The sequence below is a fragment of the Alterinioella nitratireducens genome (genome assembly GCF_013155465.1).
GTDB classification, from domain to species: domain Bacteria; phylum Pseudomonadota; class Alphaproteobacteria; order Rhodobacterales; family Rhodobacteraceae; genus Alterinioella; species Alterinioella nitratireducens.
In genome coordinates this window covers 80,622-96,147 of record NZ_JABJVX010000007.1, presented here as the reverse complement: position 1 = coordinate 96,147, position 15,526 = coordinate 80,622, and the positions used below count along the sequence as shown (strand labels likewise).

Annotated in this window: 13 protein-coding genes; 11 read left to right on the top strand and 2 right to left on the bottom strand. The window is 66.4% G+C overall.

Features of this window, described 5'->3' with window-relative positions:
- Positions 1–118: 118 nt before the first annotated feature.
- Positions 119–1,774, top strand: a complete 1,656-nt coding sequence (gene ettA / locus HNS34_RS12850) for an energy-dependent translational throttle protein EttA (RefSeq protein WP_172320478.1) — start codon at positions 119–121, stop codon at positions 1,772–1,774.
- 282 nt (positions 1,775–2,056) lie between these two features.
- On the opposite strand, the gene HNS34_RS12845 is transcribed toward ettA, so the two are convergent.
- Positions 2,057–2,239, bottom strand: a complete 183-nt coding sequence (locus HNS34_RS12845) for a DUF1674 domain-containing protein (RefSeq protein WP_172320477.1) — start codon at positions 2,237–2,239, stop codon at positions 2,057–2,059.
- A gap of 71 nt (positions 2,240–2,310) precedes the next feature.
- On the opposite strand from HNS34_RS12845, the gene HNS34_RS12840 reads away from it, so the two are divergent.
- The 7 genes from HNS34_RS12840 to HNS34_RS12810 all read left to right on the top strand — a co-directional run bounded on the left by HNS34_RS12840 (position 2,311) and on the right by HNS34_RS12810 (position 10,772).
- On the top strand, positions 2,311–3,558 hold the full coding sequence (locus HNS34_RS12840) for an RsmB/NOP family class I SAM-dependent RNA methyltransferase (RefSeq protein ID WP_172320476.1): 1,248 nt from the start codon (positions 2,311–2,313) through the stop codon (positions 3,556–3,558).
- A gap of 51 nt (positions 3,559–3,609) precedes the next feature.
- Positions 3,610–5,376 (top strand): heparinase II/III family protein, encoded by a 1,767-nt coding sequence (locus HNS34_RS12835; protein WP_172320475.1) that lies wholly within the window; start codon positions 3,610–3,612, stop codon positions 5,374–5,376.
- Positions 5,363–6,982, top strand: a complete 1,620-nt coding sequence (gene purH / locus HNS34_RS12830; RefSeq protein WP_407925863.1) for a bifunctional phosphoribosylaminoimidazolecarboxamide formyltransferase/IMP cyclohydrolase — start codon at positions 5,363–5,365, stop codon at positions 6,980–6,982. Before HNS34_RS12835 ends, purH begins: the two co-directional genes overlap by 14 nt.
- Positions 6,983–6,996: 14 nt before the next feature.
- On the top strand, positions 6,997–7,470 hold the full coding sequence (lspA, locus tag HNS34_RS12825) for a signal peptidase II (protein ID WP_172320474.1): 474 nt from the start codon (positions 6,997–6,999) through the stop codon (positions 7,468–7,470).
- 45 nt (positions 7,471–7,515) lie between these two features.
- A complete protein-coding gene (locus HNS34_RS12820; RefSeq protein WP_172320473.1) occupies positions 7,516–8,037 on the top strand; it encodes a DUF3035 domain-containing protein in 522 nt (173 codons plus the stop codon).
- An 83-nt stretch (positions 8,038–8,120) separates the two neighbouring features.
- Positions 8,121–9,449, top strand: a complete 1,329-nt coding sequence (locus HNS34_RS12815) for a M16 family metallopeptidase (protein WP_172320472.1) — start codon at positions 8,121–8,123, stop codon at positions 9,447–9,449.
- A gap of 12 nt (positions 9,450–9,461) precedes the next feature.
- Positions 9,462–10,772 carry a M16 family metallopeptidase gene (locus tag HNS34_RS12810; RefSeq protein ID WP_172320471.1) on the top strand — a complete coding sequence of 437 codons (1,311 nt, stop codon included), beginning with the start codon at positions 9,462–9,464 and terminating at the stop codon, positions 10,770–10,772.
- Positions 10,773–10,820: 48 nt separating this feature from the next.
- Here the strand turns inward: HNS34_RS12810 and HNS34_RS12805 are convergent, their stop codons facing one another.
- On the bottom strand, positions 10,821–11,261 hold the full coding sequence (locus tag HNS34_RS12805) for a cupin domain-containing protein (RefSeq protein WP_235952722.1): 441 nt from the start codon (positions 11,259–11,261) through the stop codon (positions 10,821–10,823).
- A gap of 192 nt (positions 11,262–11,453) precedes the next feature.
- On the opposite strand from HNS34_RS12805, the gene HNS34_RS12800 reads away from it, so the two are divergent.
- From HNS34_RS12800 to HNS34_RS12790, 3 genes are all read left to right on the top strand, one after another.
- Positions 11,454–12,374: a LysR substrate-binding domain-containing protein gene (locus HNS34_RS12800; RefSeq protein WP_172320470.1), complete on the top strand. Its 921-nt coding sequence runs from the start codon at positions 11,454–11,456 to the stop codon at positions 12,372–12,374.
- A gap of 147 nt (positions 12,375–12,521) precedes the next feature.
- Positions 12,522–14,360, top strand: a complete 1,839-nt coding sequence (gene mutL / locus HNS34_RS12795; protein ID WP_172320469.1) for a DNA mismatch repair endonuclease MutL — start codon at positions 12,522–12,524, stop codon at positions 14,358–14,360.
- The gene (locus HNS34_RS12790) at positions 14,357–15,526 is read left to right on the top strand and encodes a DNA recombination protein RmuC (RefSeq protein ID WP_172320468.1); all 1,170 of its coding nucleotides are present in this window, start codon (positions 14,357–14,359) and stop codon (positions 15,524–15,526) included. Before mutL ends, HNS34_RS12790 begins: the two co-directional genes overlap by 4 nt.

The window sequence follows — 15,526 nt, the reverse complement described above, 5'->3', positions numbered from 1 at the left end:
GCAGGGGCAACAATCTCATATCCGGGCGCCGCCTCCGCCCTCCCGCCAGCCTGATTGCCCCTGCCTCTCATCCCCTATATCAAGGCGCGAAATTCGGACTTTCCCCAGAGGATGCGCAATGGCTGCTTACCAATATGTCTACCACATGGATGGCGTCTCCAAGACCTATCCCGGCGGCAAGAAATGCTTCGAGAACATCCGCCTGAGCTTCCTGCCCGGTGTCAAGATCGGCGTCGTCGGCCCCAACGGCGCGGGTAAATCCACCCTGATGAAGATCATGGCCGGGATCGACAAGGATTTCACCGGCGAGGCCTGGGCCGCCAAGGGCGCGCGTGTCGGCTACCTCCCGCAGGAGCCGCAACTGGATGAGGCCAAGACCGTCCGCGACAACGTCATGGAAGGCGTCGCCGAAAAGAAAGCCAAGCTCGACCGCTTCAACGAGCTGGCAATGAACTACAGTGACGAGACCGCCGAGGAAATGGCGCAGCTGCAAGACGAGATCGACAGCGAAAACCTCTGGGATCTCGACGCCCAGATCGACGTGGCGCTCGAAGCCCTGCGCTGCCCCCCCGATGACGCGATGCCCGAAAACCTCTCGGGCGGGGAAGCCCGCCGGGTGGCGCTGTGCAAGCTGCTGCTTGAAGCGCCCGACATGCTGCTGCTGGACGAACCCACCAACCACCTGGACGCGGAAACCATCGCCTGGCTGCAACAGCACCTCATTGACTACAAGGGCACGATCCTGATCGTCACCCATGACCGCTATTTCCTCGATGACATCACCGGCTGGATCCTGGAGCTCGACCGCGGCCGCGGCATCCCCTACGAGGGCAACTACTCCGCCTGGCTGGAGCAGAAGGCCAAGCGTCTGGCGCAGGAGGCGCGTGAGGACAAATCCAAGCAGAAGACGCTGGAACGCGAGCTGGAATGGATGCGGCAGGGCCAGAAGGCGCGGCAAGCCAAGTCCAAGGCCCGGATCGCCGCCTATAACGAGCTGGCCGAAACCTCCGAGCGCGAGAAACTGTCCCGCGCCACCATCGTCATCCCCAACGGCCCCCGCCTCGGCGGCAAGGTGATCGAGGTGGAGAACCTGCAAAAGGCCTATGGCGACAAGCTTCTGGTCGAAGATCTGAGCTTCGCCCTGCCGCCGGGCGGCATCGTCGGCGTGATCGGCCCCAACGGCGCGGGCAAATCCACGCTCTTCCGGATGCTGACGGGCCAGGAACAGCCCGATGGCGGCTCCATCGAATATGGCGACACGGTTGACCTCTCTTATGTCGACCAGTCCCGCGATGCGCTGAACCCGAATGCGACTGTGTGGGAGGAGATCTCGGGCGGGGCCGAACTGATCGAACTGGGTGACGCCAGCGTCAATTCCCGCGCCTATTGCTCTTCGTTCAATTTCAAGGGCGGCGACCAGCAGAAGAAGGTCGGGCAGCTCTCAGGCGGCGAGCGTAACCGCGTCCACATGGCCAAGCTCCTGAAAGAAGGCGGCAACGTCCTGCTCCTCGACGAGCCGACCAACGACCTCGACGTCGAAACCCTGCGCGCGCTTGAGGATGCGTTGGTGGACTTCGCCGGCTGCGCCGTGGTGATCAGCCACGACCGCTTCTTCCTCGACCGCATCTGCACGCATATCCTGGCCTTCGAGGGCGAGGCGCATGTGGAATGGTTCGAAGGCAATTTCGAGGATTACGAGGAAGACAAGAAGCGCCGCCTGGGCGCGGATGCGCTGGAGCCCAAGCGGCTGAAGCACAAGAAATTCGTCCGCTAGGACGGGTTTCTTGGGCTTCACGCTTTGGGGTCAAGGCGTACGCGGCAGTCGCTTTTCAACGAAAAGCGATGAGAGCGTCACCCGGTTGAGTGTTTAATGAGAGTGAAAGCCCAAGCGGCTGAAGCACCAAGAAATTTGTACGGTAGGTTCCTTCAAGACGAACAAGCAGGTCCAGGATGCGCATCAGCGGTAACGCGGGTGCGCATCAGGTGGTGCCCTTACGCTGGCGACTGACCGTATCGCCATCAGCACAAGACGAATGAGCCCGCAAACTCACCCCCCTCAGAAATCGACCGCGATGCCCTTCTTCTCCCAATCGCCGTAGCGCACCGGTTCCGGTCCGTCGCGGCCGCCCAGTTCGGTGGGCAGCGCGACCTCGCCTTTCGCCTTGCGGCGTGCCTCGGCCTCGGCCAGCGCGCGTTGCGCTTCGGGGGGCAGGTCGGGGCGGTCTGTCGGGTCGCTCATCGGCGGGGCTCCTTGTGAAGGCTTTGGCTTTGATATACGCCCCCCGGGGGTCAGGACAAGAGGAGCGCCCGATGCCAGAGACCGGCCTTTCCGCCCGCCGCGCGGCGCTGGATCACCTTTACGGCGTGCTCTGGGAAAAGCGTCTGCTGACGCATCATTCCGCGCCCGATCTGCCGCCCGAGGACGCCGCCCGCGCCGGGCGTCTTACCCTCACCGTGCTGCGTCACCTGGGCCGGTTGGATGCCGTGCTGCGCCCCTACCTGGAACGTCGCCCCAACATGGCGGTGCAGAACATCCTGCGCCTTGGCGCGGCGGAACTGCTGGTCGACGGGTCCGAGGCGCATGGCGTCGTCAGCTCGCTGGTCGAGGTCGCCAAACGCAACGCCCGCACCCGGCGCGGGGCGGGGCTGGTCAATGCGGTGCTGCGCAAGGTGGATACCGAGGCGCGGGAGGTGTGGCAGGCGACCCCGCCGCAGAAACTGCCCGTCTGGCTGCGCAAGCCGCTGCACAAAGCCTACGGGACCGACATATTGCAGGCCATCGAGGCCGCCCATGAACGCCCCGCGCCGCTGGACCTGACCCCGAAACCGGGCGTCACGCTGGAGGGCGCGGAGACCCTGCCGACCGGCTCGCTGCGGCTGTCCGGCGCGCAGGTCTCGGCCCTGCCCGGCTACGCGCAGGGCGACTGGTGGGTGCAGGACGCCGCCGCCGCGATGCCTGCGCGCCTTCTGGGCGATGTCACGGGTCAATCCGTGCTCGACCTTTGCGCCGCCCCCGGCGGCAAGACCATGCAACTGGCCGCAGGCGGCGCGGATGTCACCGCGCTGGATATCTCCGAACACCGCCTCAACCGCGTGGCCGAGAACCTCGCCCGCACGCAGCTGACCGCCACGCTCATTACAGCCGACCTGCTGACCTGGGAGGGCGGGCAGTATGACGCCATCTTGCTCGATGCGCCCTGCTCGGCCAGCGGCACCATCCGCCGCCATCCCGACCTGCCCTTCGTCAAGACGGCGGACGAGGTGGAGGCGCTCACCAAGCTCCAGATGCAGATGCTCGACAAGGCGTTGACCCATCTCGAACCCGGCGGGCGGATGGTGTTCTGCACCTGCTCGCTCCTGCCGAACGAGGGCGAGAATCAGGTCAAGGCGGCGCTCAAACGCCATGACGGTTTGCGGGTGATCCCGACCGATCCGACCGCGCTTGGCGGCGACGTGACCTGGGCCAGCCCCGAAGGCGGCCTGCGCCTGCGCCCTGATTACTGGGCCGAACGGGGCGGGATGGACGGGTTTTACATGGCTCTTTTGCAAAAGCCCTGATGCCTGTATCCTCGCTCTCAAAACATAAACGAGAGCAGCCAGCGCGCCCTGATGCCTGAAACCCTGTCCCCGGCCCCGATTTCCCTGCGGGAACGACCCGGACGGATCCTGCGATCCGTCAACCGGTGGGCGGCGTGGCGGGCCGGGTTCTCGCCCCGCGCGCGCGGCTTCACCTCGCAGCCCGATCCCCGCTCCATCGGCTCGGACACGCGCGGGCGGCAGCTCATGTCGGGCAACCTGCTTTTCGCCGGTGTCCTCATGCAACTGCCCGAGGATCTGCCCTGGGCGATCGACCCCCCATCGGACGCGTTCGAGGATGAGCTGCACGGCTTCGAATGGCTCGACCACCTGGCCGCGATCGCCGACGGCTCGGGGCGTCCCATGGCGCAGGACTGGCTGGCCGATTGGCTGAAACGCTATGGTTCCGGCAAAGGCCCCGGCTGGACGCCCGATCTGGTGGGCCGACGGCAGATCCGCTGGATCAGCCACGCGCTCTTCCTGATGAGCGGGCAGAGCACGGCGGAAACCCGCGCCTTCTTCGCCGCCCTGGGCCGCCAGACCGCCTTTCTCGCGCGGCGCTGGAGGGCCACCTCGCACGGGCTGCCCCGGTTCGAGGCGCTGACCGGCCTGATCTATTCCGCCTGCGCCCTGACGGGGATGGAGCATCACCTGCCCGCCGCCCTGCGCGCGCTGGCCTCGGAATGCGCGCATGAGATCGACGCCTCGGGCGGCATCGTCACCCGCAACCCCGAGGAATTGCTCAACGTCTTCACCCTGCTGACCTGGGCCGCCGCCGTGTTGCAGGAATCGGGCAAGAAACCCGACCCCGCCGTCAACACCGCGATCATGCGCATCGCCCCCACCCTGCGCAGCCTGCGCCACGCCGATGGCGCGCTGGCCCGGTTCCAGGGCGGCGGGCGCGGCGCGCCGGGGCGGCTGGATCAGGCGCTGTCGCAATCGGGCGTGCGGCCCTCGATCCTCAAGGGGCTGGCGATGGGATACGCGCGCCTCTCTGCCGGGCGCACCTCCATCGTGGTCGATGCAAGCCCCCCGATGATGGGGCCGGACGCGCTCAACTCGCACGCCTCGACGCTCGCCTTCGAGATGACCAGCGGCCGCCGCCCCGTGATCGTGAATTGCGGTTCCGGGGCCAGTTTCGGGGCCGACTGGCGGCGCGCGGGCCGGGCCACGCCGTCGCATTCCACCCTCTCGATCGAGGGCTATTCATCGTCTCGCCTTGGCCGCCGCGCGGCGCATCAAGGTGTGGTGCGGCAGGCGCTGATCGACGGGCCGCAAACCGTCGAGGTGCAGGAGGCCGAGACCGGCGCCGCCCGCGCCATCGCCTTTTCGCATGACGGATACCGCCGCACCCATGGCCTTGTGCATCTGCGCAGCCTGTCCTTGGAAAACGACGGGCGCCTCCTGCGCGGCGAAGACGGGCTGGCCGCCCTCGACGCCCAGGACCGCGACACGCTGGACCGGGTCATCGCCCGCCTGCCGATGGACGGCATCCCCTATTCGGTCCGCTTCCACCTGCACCCCGATATCGAGGCCAAGCTGGACATGAACGGCAGCGCCGTCTCGCTGACCTTGCGCGGCGGCGAAACCTGGGTCTTCCGCCACGGGCAGGAGGCCAGCCTGAGCCTGGAGAAAAGCGTCTACCTCGAATCCGGTCGCCTCAAGCCACGCGCGACAAAACAGATCGTTCTATCTTCCCGCCTGACCGATTATGGGTCCGCCGTAAGCTGGAGCCTGGCCAAGCCCACGGATACCCCGCGCGGCCATCGTGACTATGAACGTGACGATGACTGGCTCTGATCAGATCGAGGACGAGACCATGACCCACATCCCCCTGCGCCGCGCGCTGATTTCCGTGTCCGACAAGACCGGGCTGATCGAGTTTGCGCGAGGATTGGCCGCGCGGGGCGTCGAATTGCTCTCGACCGGCGGCTCGGCCCGCGCGATGCGCGAGGCGGGGCTTGAGGTGCGCGACGTGGCCGACCTGACGGGTTTTCCCGAGATGATGGATGGCCGCGTGAAGACGCTGCACCCCAAGGTGCATGGCGGGCTCTTGGCCCTGCGCGACAATGCCGATCACAGGGCGGCGATGCAGGCGCACGGGATCGAGGAGATCGACCTGCTTGTCGTCAACCTCTACCCGTTCGAGGACACCGTGGCAGGCGGCGCGGATGTCGACACCTGCATCGAAAACATCGACATCGGCGGGCCTGCGATGATCCGCGCGGCGGCCAAGAACCACGCCTTTGTCACCGTCGTGGTGGATGTGCAGGATTACGACAAGCTGCTCGGCGATCTCGACCAGCATGATGGCGCGACCTGCCCCGGGTTCCGGCGCAAGCTGGCGCAACGGGCCTATGCGCGCACGGCAGCCTATGACGCGGCGGTCTCGACCTGGATGGCCGGGATCATGGATGATCCCGCCCCGCGCCGTCGCGCCTTTGCCGGAACGCTCGCGCAGACCCTGCGCTACGGCGAGAACCCGCATCAGGCGGCCAGCTTCTACACCGATGGCACGCACCGCCCCGGCGTCGCCACAGCGCGCCAGCACCAGGGCAAGGCGCTGTCCTATAACAACATCAACGACACCGACGCGGCGTTCGAGCTGGTGGCCGAGTTCGACCCCGCCAACGGCCCCGCCTGCGCCATCATCAAACACGCAAACCCCTGCGGCGTCGCCACCGGCAAGACCCTGTTGGAGGCGTATAGATCTGCCTTCGACTGCGACCGGACCTCGGCCTTCGGCGGCATCGTCGCCCTGAACAAGCCGCTGGATGAGGAAACCGCGCAGGAGATTGCCGGTATCTTCACCGAAGTGGTGATCGCGCCCGGGGCCAGCGATGGGGCCATGAGTATTTTTGCCAAGAAGATGAACCTGAGGTTGCTTACCACCGATGGCCTGCCCGACCCCCGGGCGGGCGGGTTGACCTACCGGCAGGTCGCGGGCGGCATGCTGGTGCAGGACAAGGATGTGGGCTTTGTCGGCCCGGACGACCTGAAGGTCGTGACCAGGCTGGCGCCCACCGAGGACCAGATGCGCGATCTGCTTTTTGCCTGGAAGGTCGCGAAACACGTCAAGTCCAACGCCATCGTCTATGTCAAGGACGGCGCCACCGTAGGTGTGGGCGCAGGCCAGATGAGCCGGCTGGATTCGGCGCTCATTGCCGCGAAAAAGGCCCGCCGCATGGCCGAGGCGATGGACCTTCCCGCGCCGCTGACGCAAGGCTCCGCCGTCGCCTCGGACGCGTTCTTTCCCTTCGCCGACGGTCTGCTGGAGGCCGCCGCCGCGGGGGCGTCCTGCGTGATCCAGCCCGGCGGCTCGATGCGCGACGACGAGGTGATTGCCGCCGCCGACGAGGCGGGGCTTGCCATGGTCTTCACCGGCATGCGCCATTTCCGGCACTGAGAAAGGAGACCCCGATGCGCCTGACCTTCATCGCCGCCGTCCTTGCCTTTCTGGCCGACCAGGCCAGCAAGACCTGGATCCTCTACGGGCTGGGGCTTGCCACGCGCGGCCCGGTCGAGGTCATCCCCGGCATCCTCACCTTCCGCCTCGGCTGGAACACCGGCGTGAATTTCGGCCTCTTCGCCAACAGCGCCGAGACCACGCGCTGGATCCTCATCGCCATCGCGCTGATCATCTCGGCCTGGATCCTGTGGTGGGCTCGCACCGGGCTGACGCGGACCATGGCGCTGATCTCGGCGGGGCTCATCGTCGGCGGGGCTCTGGCCAATGCGCTGGACCGGGTGATCTACGGCGCGGTGGTGGACTTCCTCAACACCACCTGTTGCGGCTTTCAGAACCCCTACACATTCAACATTGCCGATATCGCCATCTTTGCGGGGGCCGCCGGGTTGCTGATCTTCGCGGATGCGAAGAAGATCACCCCGTGACGGCAGGAAAAACATGCGTTAAACCATGCGCAAAGGAGTGGCTGAATGAGCAGGTTTCGCAAGAGCTTGGGAATAGGTCTGGTGCTTTTGGCACTGGCGGCCTGCGAACAGGGGGATCCCACCCTGCTGAACCTGCGCGCCACCGGCGAGGGCCCGGATGAGTTCGGCGTGCTGCCGACCCGTCCCCTGGAAATGCCCGCCGACCTCAACGCCCTGCCCGCCCCCACGCTCGGCGGCCAGAACCGCGTCGATCCCGACCCCGAGGCCGATGTCGCGGCCGCCCTTGGCGGCGACGTGAACCGCGCCGCGGCTGGCAGCAACAGCCTGATGACCCACGCCACCCGCTTCGGCGTCGCGGCGGGCATCCGCGACGCACTGGCCCGCGAAGACCTGGAGTTCCGCCGCCAGAACGATGGCCGCCTGCTGGAACGCATCTTCAACGTCAATGTCTATCACCGCGCATATCGCCAGATGGCGCTGGACCGCTACCGCGAGCTTGAGAGGATGCGCGCCGCCGGGATCCGCACGCCGGCCGCCCCGCCGCAATCCATCGGCAACGTCAACTGAGCTTCACATCGACGTCAGTGCGCTTGATGCGGGACCGAAACCCCGTATGTCTAAGGGCGACAATCCTATCTGAGAGGTTGAGAATGCTGCGATTTGCGCTGGCCGCCGGACTGGCCGCGATGGCCCTGACCGGACCCGCCCGGGCCGCCGAGGTCACCGAGTTCACCCTGGAAAACGGCCTGCAGGTGGTCGTGATCGAGGATCACCGCACCCCCGTCGTCGTCCACATGCTGTGGTATCGTGCCGGCGCGGCGGATGAACCCATCGGCAGTTCCGGCATCGCGCATTTCCTCGAACACCTGATGTTCAAGGCCACCGAGACGCTGGAAAACGGCGAGTTCTCGCGCACGGTCGAGGCCAATGGCGGCTCGGACAACGCCTTCACCTCGTGGGATTACACCGGCTATATCCAACGCATCGCCGCCGACCGGCTCGGGCTGATGATGCAGATGGAGGCCGACCGGATGCGGAACCTCCTGCTCACGGATGAGGATATCGAGACCGAGCGCAGCGTGATCCTGGAAGAACGCGCCCAGCGCACCGACAGCAGCGCGGGCGCGCTCTTCACCGAACAGATGCGCGCGTCGCTCTACCTGGCCCATCCCTACCGCATCCCGATCATCGGCTGGCGCCATGAGGTCGAGACCCTTGGCCGCGAGGATGTCTTCGAGTTCTACCAGGACCATTACGCGCCCGATAACGCGATCCTCATCGTCGCGGGCGACGTCACGCCGGATGAGGTCCGCGCCCTGGCCGAGCAATATTACGGCCCGCTGGAGCCCTCGGGCATCGAAGCCCGCGAACGGCCCATGGACCCGCCCATCATCGCCGACCGCCGCGTCTATTACGAAGACCCGCGCGTGTCCGATCCCTACGTCATCCGCAGCTACCTCGCCCCCGAACGCGACCCCGGCGATCAGCGCATGGCGGCGGCGCTCACCCTGCTGTCCAACATCCTCGGCGGCTCCGGCCAGACCTCGCTGATGCCGCGCATCCTCCAGGTCGAGGAGGAACGCGCGCTCTACACCTCCGCCTCCTATGGCGGCACCAACCTGGATGACACCGTGTTCTCGATCTTCAACGTCCCCGTGCCCGGCGTGACACTGGAGGAGGCCGAGGCCGACATGGACCGCGTCATCGCGCAGTTCCTGGAAGAGGGCATCGACCCCGAACAGTTCGAGCGCATCAAGTTCCAATGGGCCGCCGACCAGATCTTCATGCAGGACGATGTCGGGCAACTGGCGCGCAGCTACGGGGCCGCGCTGACCTCCGGCCTCACCGTGGCCGATGTGCAGGCCTGGCCCGACATCATCGCCTCGATCACGGAAGAGGAGGTGATGGACGCCGCCCGCCTCATCTTCGAGGAGACCCATTCCGTCACCGGCTATCTGACCGCCCCAGAAGACCAGTAAGGACACGCCCCCATGATGATCCGCGCATTTCTCACCTTCCTGGTTCTCCTCGCCGCCCCCGCCCAGGCGCAGGTCGATATCAGGCAAGTCACCTCGCCCGGCGGCATCACCGCCTGGCTCGTGCAGGACGACACCATCCCCTTCGTGGCGCTGGATATCCGGTTCCAGGGGGGCACCTCGCTGGACGCGCCCGGAAAGCGCGGCGCGACCTACCTGATGACCGGTCTGCTCGAGGAAGGCGCGGGCGACCTCGATTCGCGTGAATTTGCCACCCGCGTCGAAACCCTCGCGGCGCGGTTCGGGTTTGACGCAAGCGTCGATTCCGTCTCGATCACCGCCCAGATGCTGACCCAGAATCGCGACGAGGCCGCCGAGCTTCTGCGCCTTGCCCTCCAGGAACCCAGTTTCGAGCAGGACGACCTCGACCGCGTGCGCGGCCAGGTGCTGGCCATCATCGACCGCAACGCCAACGACCCCAGCGAGATCGCGGGCACCGAATTCTACGCGCAGGCCTTCGGCGATCACCCCTATGGCAGCCCGCAGGAGGGCACGTCTGAGAGCGTCACCGCGCTGACCCGCCAGGACCTGATCGACGCGCATCGCGCCGTCTTCGCCCGCGACCGGATGTATGTCGGTGCCGCGGGCGACATCTCGCCCGAGGAGCTTGGCGTGCTGCTCGACGAGTTGCTTGGCGACCTGCCCGAGACCGGCGCGCCCATGCCCGAAGACGCGCCTTACGAGTTGGAGGGCGGCATCACCGTCATCGACTACCCGACACCGCAATCCACCGCCCTCTTTGGCCATCGCGGCATCGCCTTCGACGACCCGGAGTTTTTCCCGGCCTTCGTGCTCAACCAGATCATGGGCGGCGGCAATTTCCGCTCGCGCCTGATGCAGGAGGTCCGGGTGGATCGTGGCCTCACCTATGGCATCAGCACCTTCCTCGTCCTCTTCGATCACGGCCCCCTGATGATGGGGCAGTTTTCCTCGTCGAACGAGTTGGTGGCCGAGGCCATCGACGTGCTGCGCGCGGAATGGGCCGAGGTGGCCGAGAACGGCGTGACCGAGGAGGAGCTTGAGGCCGCGCAGCTTTACATGACCGGTTCCTACCCGCTGCGCTTCGACGGCAATTCCAACATCGCCAGCATCCTTGCGGGGATGCAGGCCGATGGCATGCCCATCGACTACATCAACACCCGCAACGACCGCGTCAACGCCGTCACCCTCGACGATGTCCGCGACATGGCCGCCCGCCTGATGGACCCCGACGCGCTGCATGTCGTGGTGGTGGGCCAGCCGCAGGGGCTGGACGGGGCGGAGTAGGGGGGGCCGCAAGTATCCCGGCGGCAGCCCCCGCCTCGTTGTCCCGCCTCAATTCTCCTGCGCTATATCGCAGACCAGCGCCGTCGCCGGGGCATCGCTGCGGTTATAGACCCAATGCACGGTGTCTTCATGCTCGGGGAAGGTGCCGAGGGTTGCGGCCTCAAAGGTCTGTTCCCCATTGGGCTGGCCTTCGACCCAGGCACCGTCGATCACGGTCACGATACCGGGCCGGTCCTGGTGACTGTGTTCGGCGATCTGACCGCCCGGCGCGATTTCGATGGCGCGCATCCGCATCGTGTACCCTTCCAGGCCAATGGTCGCTTCCATGGTCTCGGCAGAAAGCTCGGCCAGCGTCTCGACAGCAAGCCCGACATGTTCGGAGGGGCCGGTCATCGTCGCCAGAACGGGCCCGGCGGCCATGGCCGCAAGACCGGTTGCAAGGCCGAAGACAAAGGTGGTCGCGGGGCGATTGTGCAATTTCGTAAACATTGGTGAACTCCTGGTTGACTGACAAATTGCTGACGACCGAAAGCCTAGCAGCGGTTCCCGCCCCCGCCGAATGCGCGTTTTTCAGCCCATGTTGAATTGCATTCACGCCACCGCGCCACCCGGCGGTTTTGCCCCGCGCGCCGCCCCGTGATATGCGTATCTTCCCAGGAACAACGAAAGGCACCCGTTGGTTTGGCCCGCAAACTGCCCCCCTTCGCGGCCGTGCGCGCCTTCGAGGCTGTCGCGCGATCCCTCAGCGTCAAGGCGGCGGCGGAAGAGTTGTGCCTCACCCCGTCTGCCGTCAGCCACCAGTTGCGCGCGCTGGAAGAGTATTTCGATACGGCCCTGTTTGAACGGCGCGGCAATCGGCTGTCCCTGACCCTGACTGGACGGGCCTATGCCGGGAAGATGACCACGCTTCTGGATGCGTTCGACGAATCCACCCGCGCGATCCGCGAGGCCGGACATCGCCCGTTCCGGGTGCTCTGCACACCCGGTTTCGCCGCAAGATGGTTGGTGCCCCGGCTCGACCGGCTGCGGTTCGGCAATCGGGTCCGGCTTCGGGTCTCCTCAGGCGCGCCCTCGCTGGATTTTTCCTCGAACGATTCCGATCTGGTGATCCAATGGGCCGATGCACCAGTTGCAGGTGTCGTGACCGAGCCCCTGATGCAATCGGGCCGCTTTCCGGTGATCAGTCCGGCGCTGAAGGCCGCCGAGGCCGTCGAGGCCCCCGAAGACCTCTGCCGCGTCACGCTGATTCATGATGAGACCATGGACGCCTGGGGCGAATGGTTCCGCTTGGCGGGCATCATGCCGCCCGTTTTTCCGCGCGGACCGGAATTTCCAAATTGCGAACTGGCGACCACTGCGGCGGAACGCCGGCAGGGCGTATCGCTCGCCTATGACGCGGTGGTGCGTGGGACATTGGCCGAGGGGCGGCTGGTCCGGCTCTTCGACACTGTGGTGATGCCCTTCGTGATCTATTCGGTGGCCTACCCGCAAACGCGATCCGCCGACCCGATGATCCGGGAGTTTTCGCAATGGGTGCATGACGAGGTCGCGCAGGAAGGCGACGCCGCGCCCTCACGACATGCCGATAGCCTGCCCAGATAATTCCGGCTCCAACCTGCCAATTCGTGACACGCGGTATGCACGTGGGGTGCATCGGGGGGTGTACGGGGGGTGCACAGCCGCGATCCGGGGCCGGTTTGCCCCATCTGATGTTTCCGAATCGTTCTGCCCCATGCTATCCCTTGTGGCATGGCCATTCCTCACCCCAAGATAGGCGGCGATCAGCCCGTAATCCGCCAATTGGACGACGCCGCGATCAACCGCATCGCGGCGGGCGAGGTCGTGGAGCGTCCGGCCTCCGCCGTCAAGGAACTGGTAGAGAATTCCATAGACGCCGGCGCGACCCGCATCACCGTGGAAATATCCAATGGTGGCAAGGCCTTGATCCGGGTGACGGATGACGGCTGCGGCATGGGCCCCGACGCTCTGCCCCTCGCGCTTGCCCGCCACGCGACCTCCAAGATCGACGGCAAAGACCTGCTCAACATCCAGTCCTTCGGCTTCCGAGGCGAAGCCCTCCCCTCCCTCGGCGCCGTCGGCCGCCTCGTCATCACCAGCCGCGCCGCGGGGACCGGGGCGCATACCATCGCGATCTCCGGCGGGCGGCAATCCGTGCTGCGCCCCGCAGCGCTCAACTCCGGCACGGTGGTGGAGCTGCGCGACCTCTTCTTCGCCACGCCCGCAAGGCTCAAGTTCCTGCGCTCGGACCGGGCCGAGTTGCAGGCGATCACCGATGTGGTCAAGCGCCTCGCCATGGCCGAGCCTGCCGTGGGCTTCACCCTGCGCGACATCTCCGAGGGGCATGAACGCATCCTCTTTCGCACCGATGCCGAGACCGGCGACCTCTTCGATGCGCTCGGCGCGCGGCTTGGCCGGGTCATGGGGCGGGAGTTCATCGACAACGCCCTGCCCATCGACGCCGAACGCGAGGGGTTGCGCCTCATCGGCTACGCCGCCCTGCCGACCTATTCGCGCGGCTCCTCCATTGCGCAGTTCCTCTTCGTCAATGGCCGCCCGGTGCGCGACAAACTGCTGATCGGCGCGCTGCGCGGGGCCTACTCGGATTTCCTCAGCCGTGACCGGCACCCCGCCGTCGCCCTCTTCATCGACTGCCCGCCGGAACGGGTGGACGTGAACGTGCATCCCGCCAAGGCCGAGGTCCGGTTCCGCGAGCCGGGGATCGCGCGCGGGCTGATCGTCTCGGCGCTGCGTCACGCGCTGGCCGAGGCCGGGCACCGCTCCTCCTCGACCGTCGCGGATGCCACGCTCGGCGCGTTCCGCCGCCATGAGCCCGGCCCCGCGCGCGTCTATCAGATGGACCGCCCCTCGCAGGGCAGCCTTGGCAATGCCGCCCGCTGGCAGGCCCCCGGTCTGGACGAGGCCCCAGCCGATTTCGCCCCCGCCTCGGCCCGTGTCGAGGAGGTCGCGGATGCGACCGAGGAGACGACCCGCCCGCTTGGCGCCGCCCGCGCGCAAGTGCATGAGAACTACATCATCGCGCAGACCGAGACCGGAATGGTCATCGTCGACCAGCACGCCGCGCATGAACGGCTGGTCTATGAGAAGCTGAAGCGCCAGATGGCCGAAACCGGCGTCGCGTCCCAGGCCCTGCTGATCCCCGAGATCGTCCCGGTCAGCGAGGAGGACGGCCAGCGCCTCGTGGAACTGGCCACCGAACTGGGCCGCCTCGGCCTCAGTATCGAGCCCTTCGGCCCCGGTGCCATCGCCGTGCGCGCCACGCCCGCGATCCTCGGCCCCGTCAACGCCGAGGCGATGCTGCGCGATATCCTGGACGAGTTGGATGACATCGGCGAAAGCGGGACACTCCAGGCCCGGATCGAGGCGATCCTGAGCCGGGTCGCCTGCCACGGCTCGATCCGCTCGGGCCGCCAGATGCGCGCCGAGGAGATGAACGCCCTCCTGCGCGAGATGGAGGCGACGCCGCATTCGGGCCAATGCAACCACGGCCGGCCCACCTATGTTGAGCTGAGGCTGGCCGATATCGAGAGGCTTTTTGGGCGCACATGATCCAGATCGGCGGCTATCAGATCGACACCTCCGACCCCGTCACATGGGTTGTCGCGGGCGCCCTCACCGCGCTCCTCCTGCTCTTCTGGCTCGTCCTGCGGTCCGGGGCCGCCGCGACCCGTGCCGCGCGGGCGGTGGAGCCCCTGGCGCATCAGATGGGCGCGCTCGGCGGTACTGTGCAGGCGCTGTCAAACGGGCAGGAGCGGTTGGCCGGTGGGCTCACTCATGTCTCGGAATTGCAGGCGCGCAGCCAGTCCCAGATGATGGAGGCGATGGAGCGGCGGCTGGAGGAAGTCCAGAAAAGCATGGGCGACACGCTGCACGGCACCTCGACCCGCACCGCGCGTTCCTTAGGCGAATTGCAACAGAAGCTGGAACAGATCGACAAGGCGCAGGCCAATATCGAGAAGCTGTCTGGTGATGTTCTGGGATTGCAGGACATCCTGTCGAACAAGCAACGCCGGGGTATGTTCGGAGAGATTCAGCTCAACGATATCGTCTCCAAGGCCCTGCCATCGGACGCCTACAGTTTCCAAACCACACTTTCGAACGGCAAACGCGCCGATTGCCTCATTCACCTGCCGAACCCGCCGGGGCCGCTGGTGATCGACGCCAAGTTCCCGCTGGAGGCCTATGAAACCCTGACCGAGGCCGAGGGGCCCGAGGCGGTGAAACGTGCGCTGCGCGATCTTGGCACCGCCGTGCGGGTGCATATCAAGGCGATCTCAGAACGCTACATCATCGAAGGCGAAACCGCCGATGGCGCGGTGATGTTCCTGCCCTCCGAGGCGGTCTATGCCGAGTTGCACGCGCGCCTCCCCGAGGTCGTGCGGGCGGGCTTCGACGCCCGCGTCTGGATCGTCTCGCCGACCACCTGCATGGCGACGCTGAACACGATGCGCGCGGTATTGAAGGATGCGCGGATGCGCGAACAGGCCGGTGAGATCCGCAAGGCGCTGAAGCAGCTCCACCGCGACGTGGAGATCATCGGCGAACGCGCAGGCAAGCTTGAAACGCATCTGCGGCAGGCAGGTGACGACGTGGACGGCATTCTGACCGCCAGCGCGCGGGCGGGCAAACGCGCCGAACGGCTGGACAATTTCGACTTCGAGGAACTGGCCCCGGATGCGGCAAACACAACAGTGGTGCCGCTGCCGCGAACATAG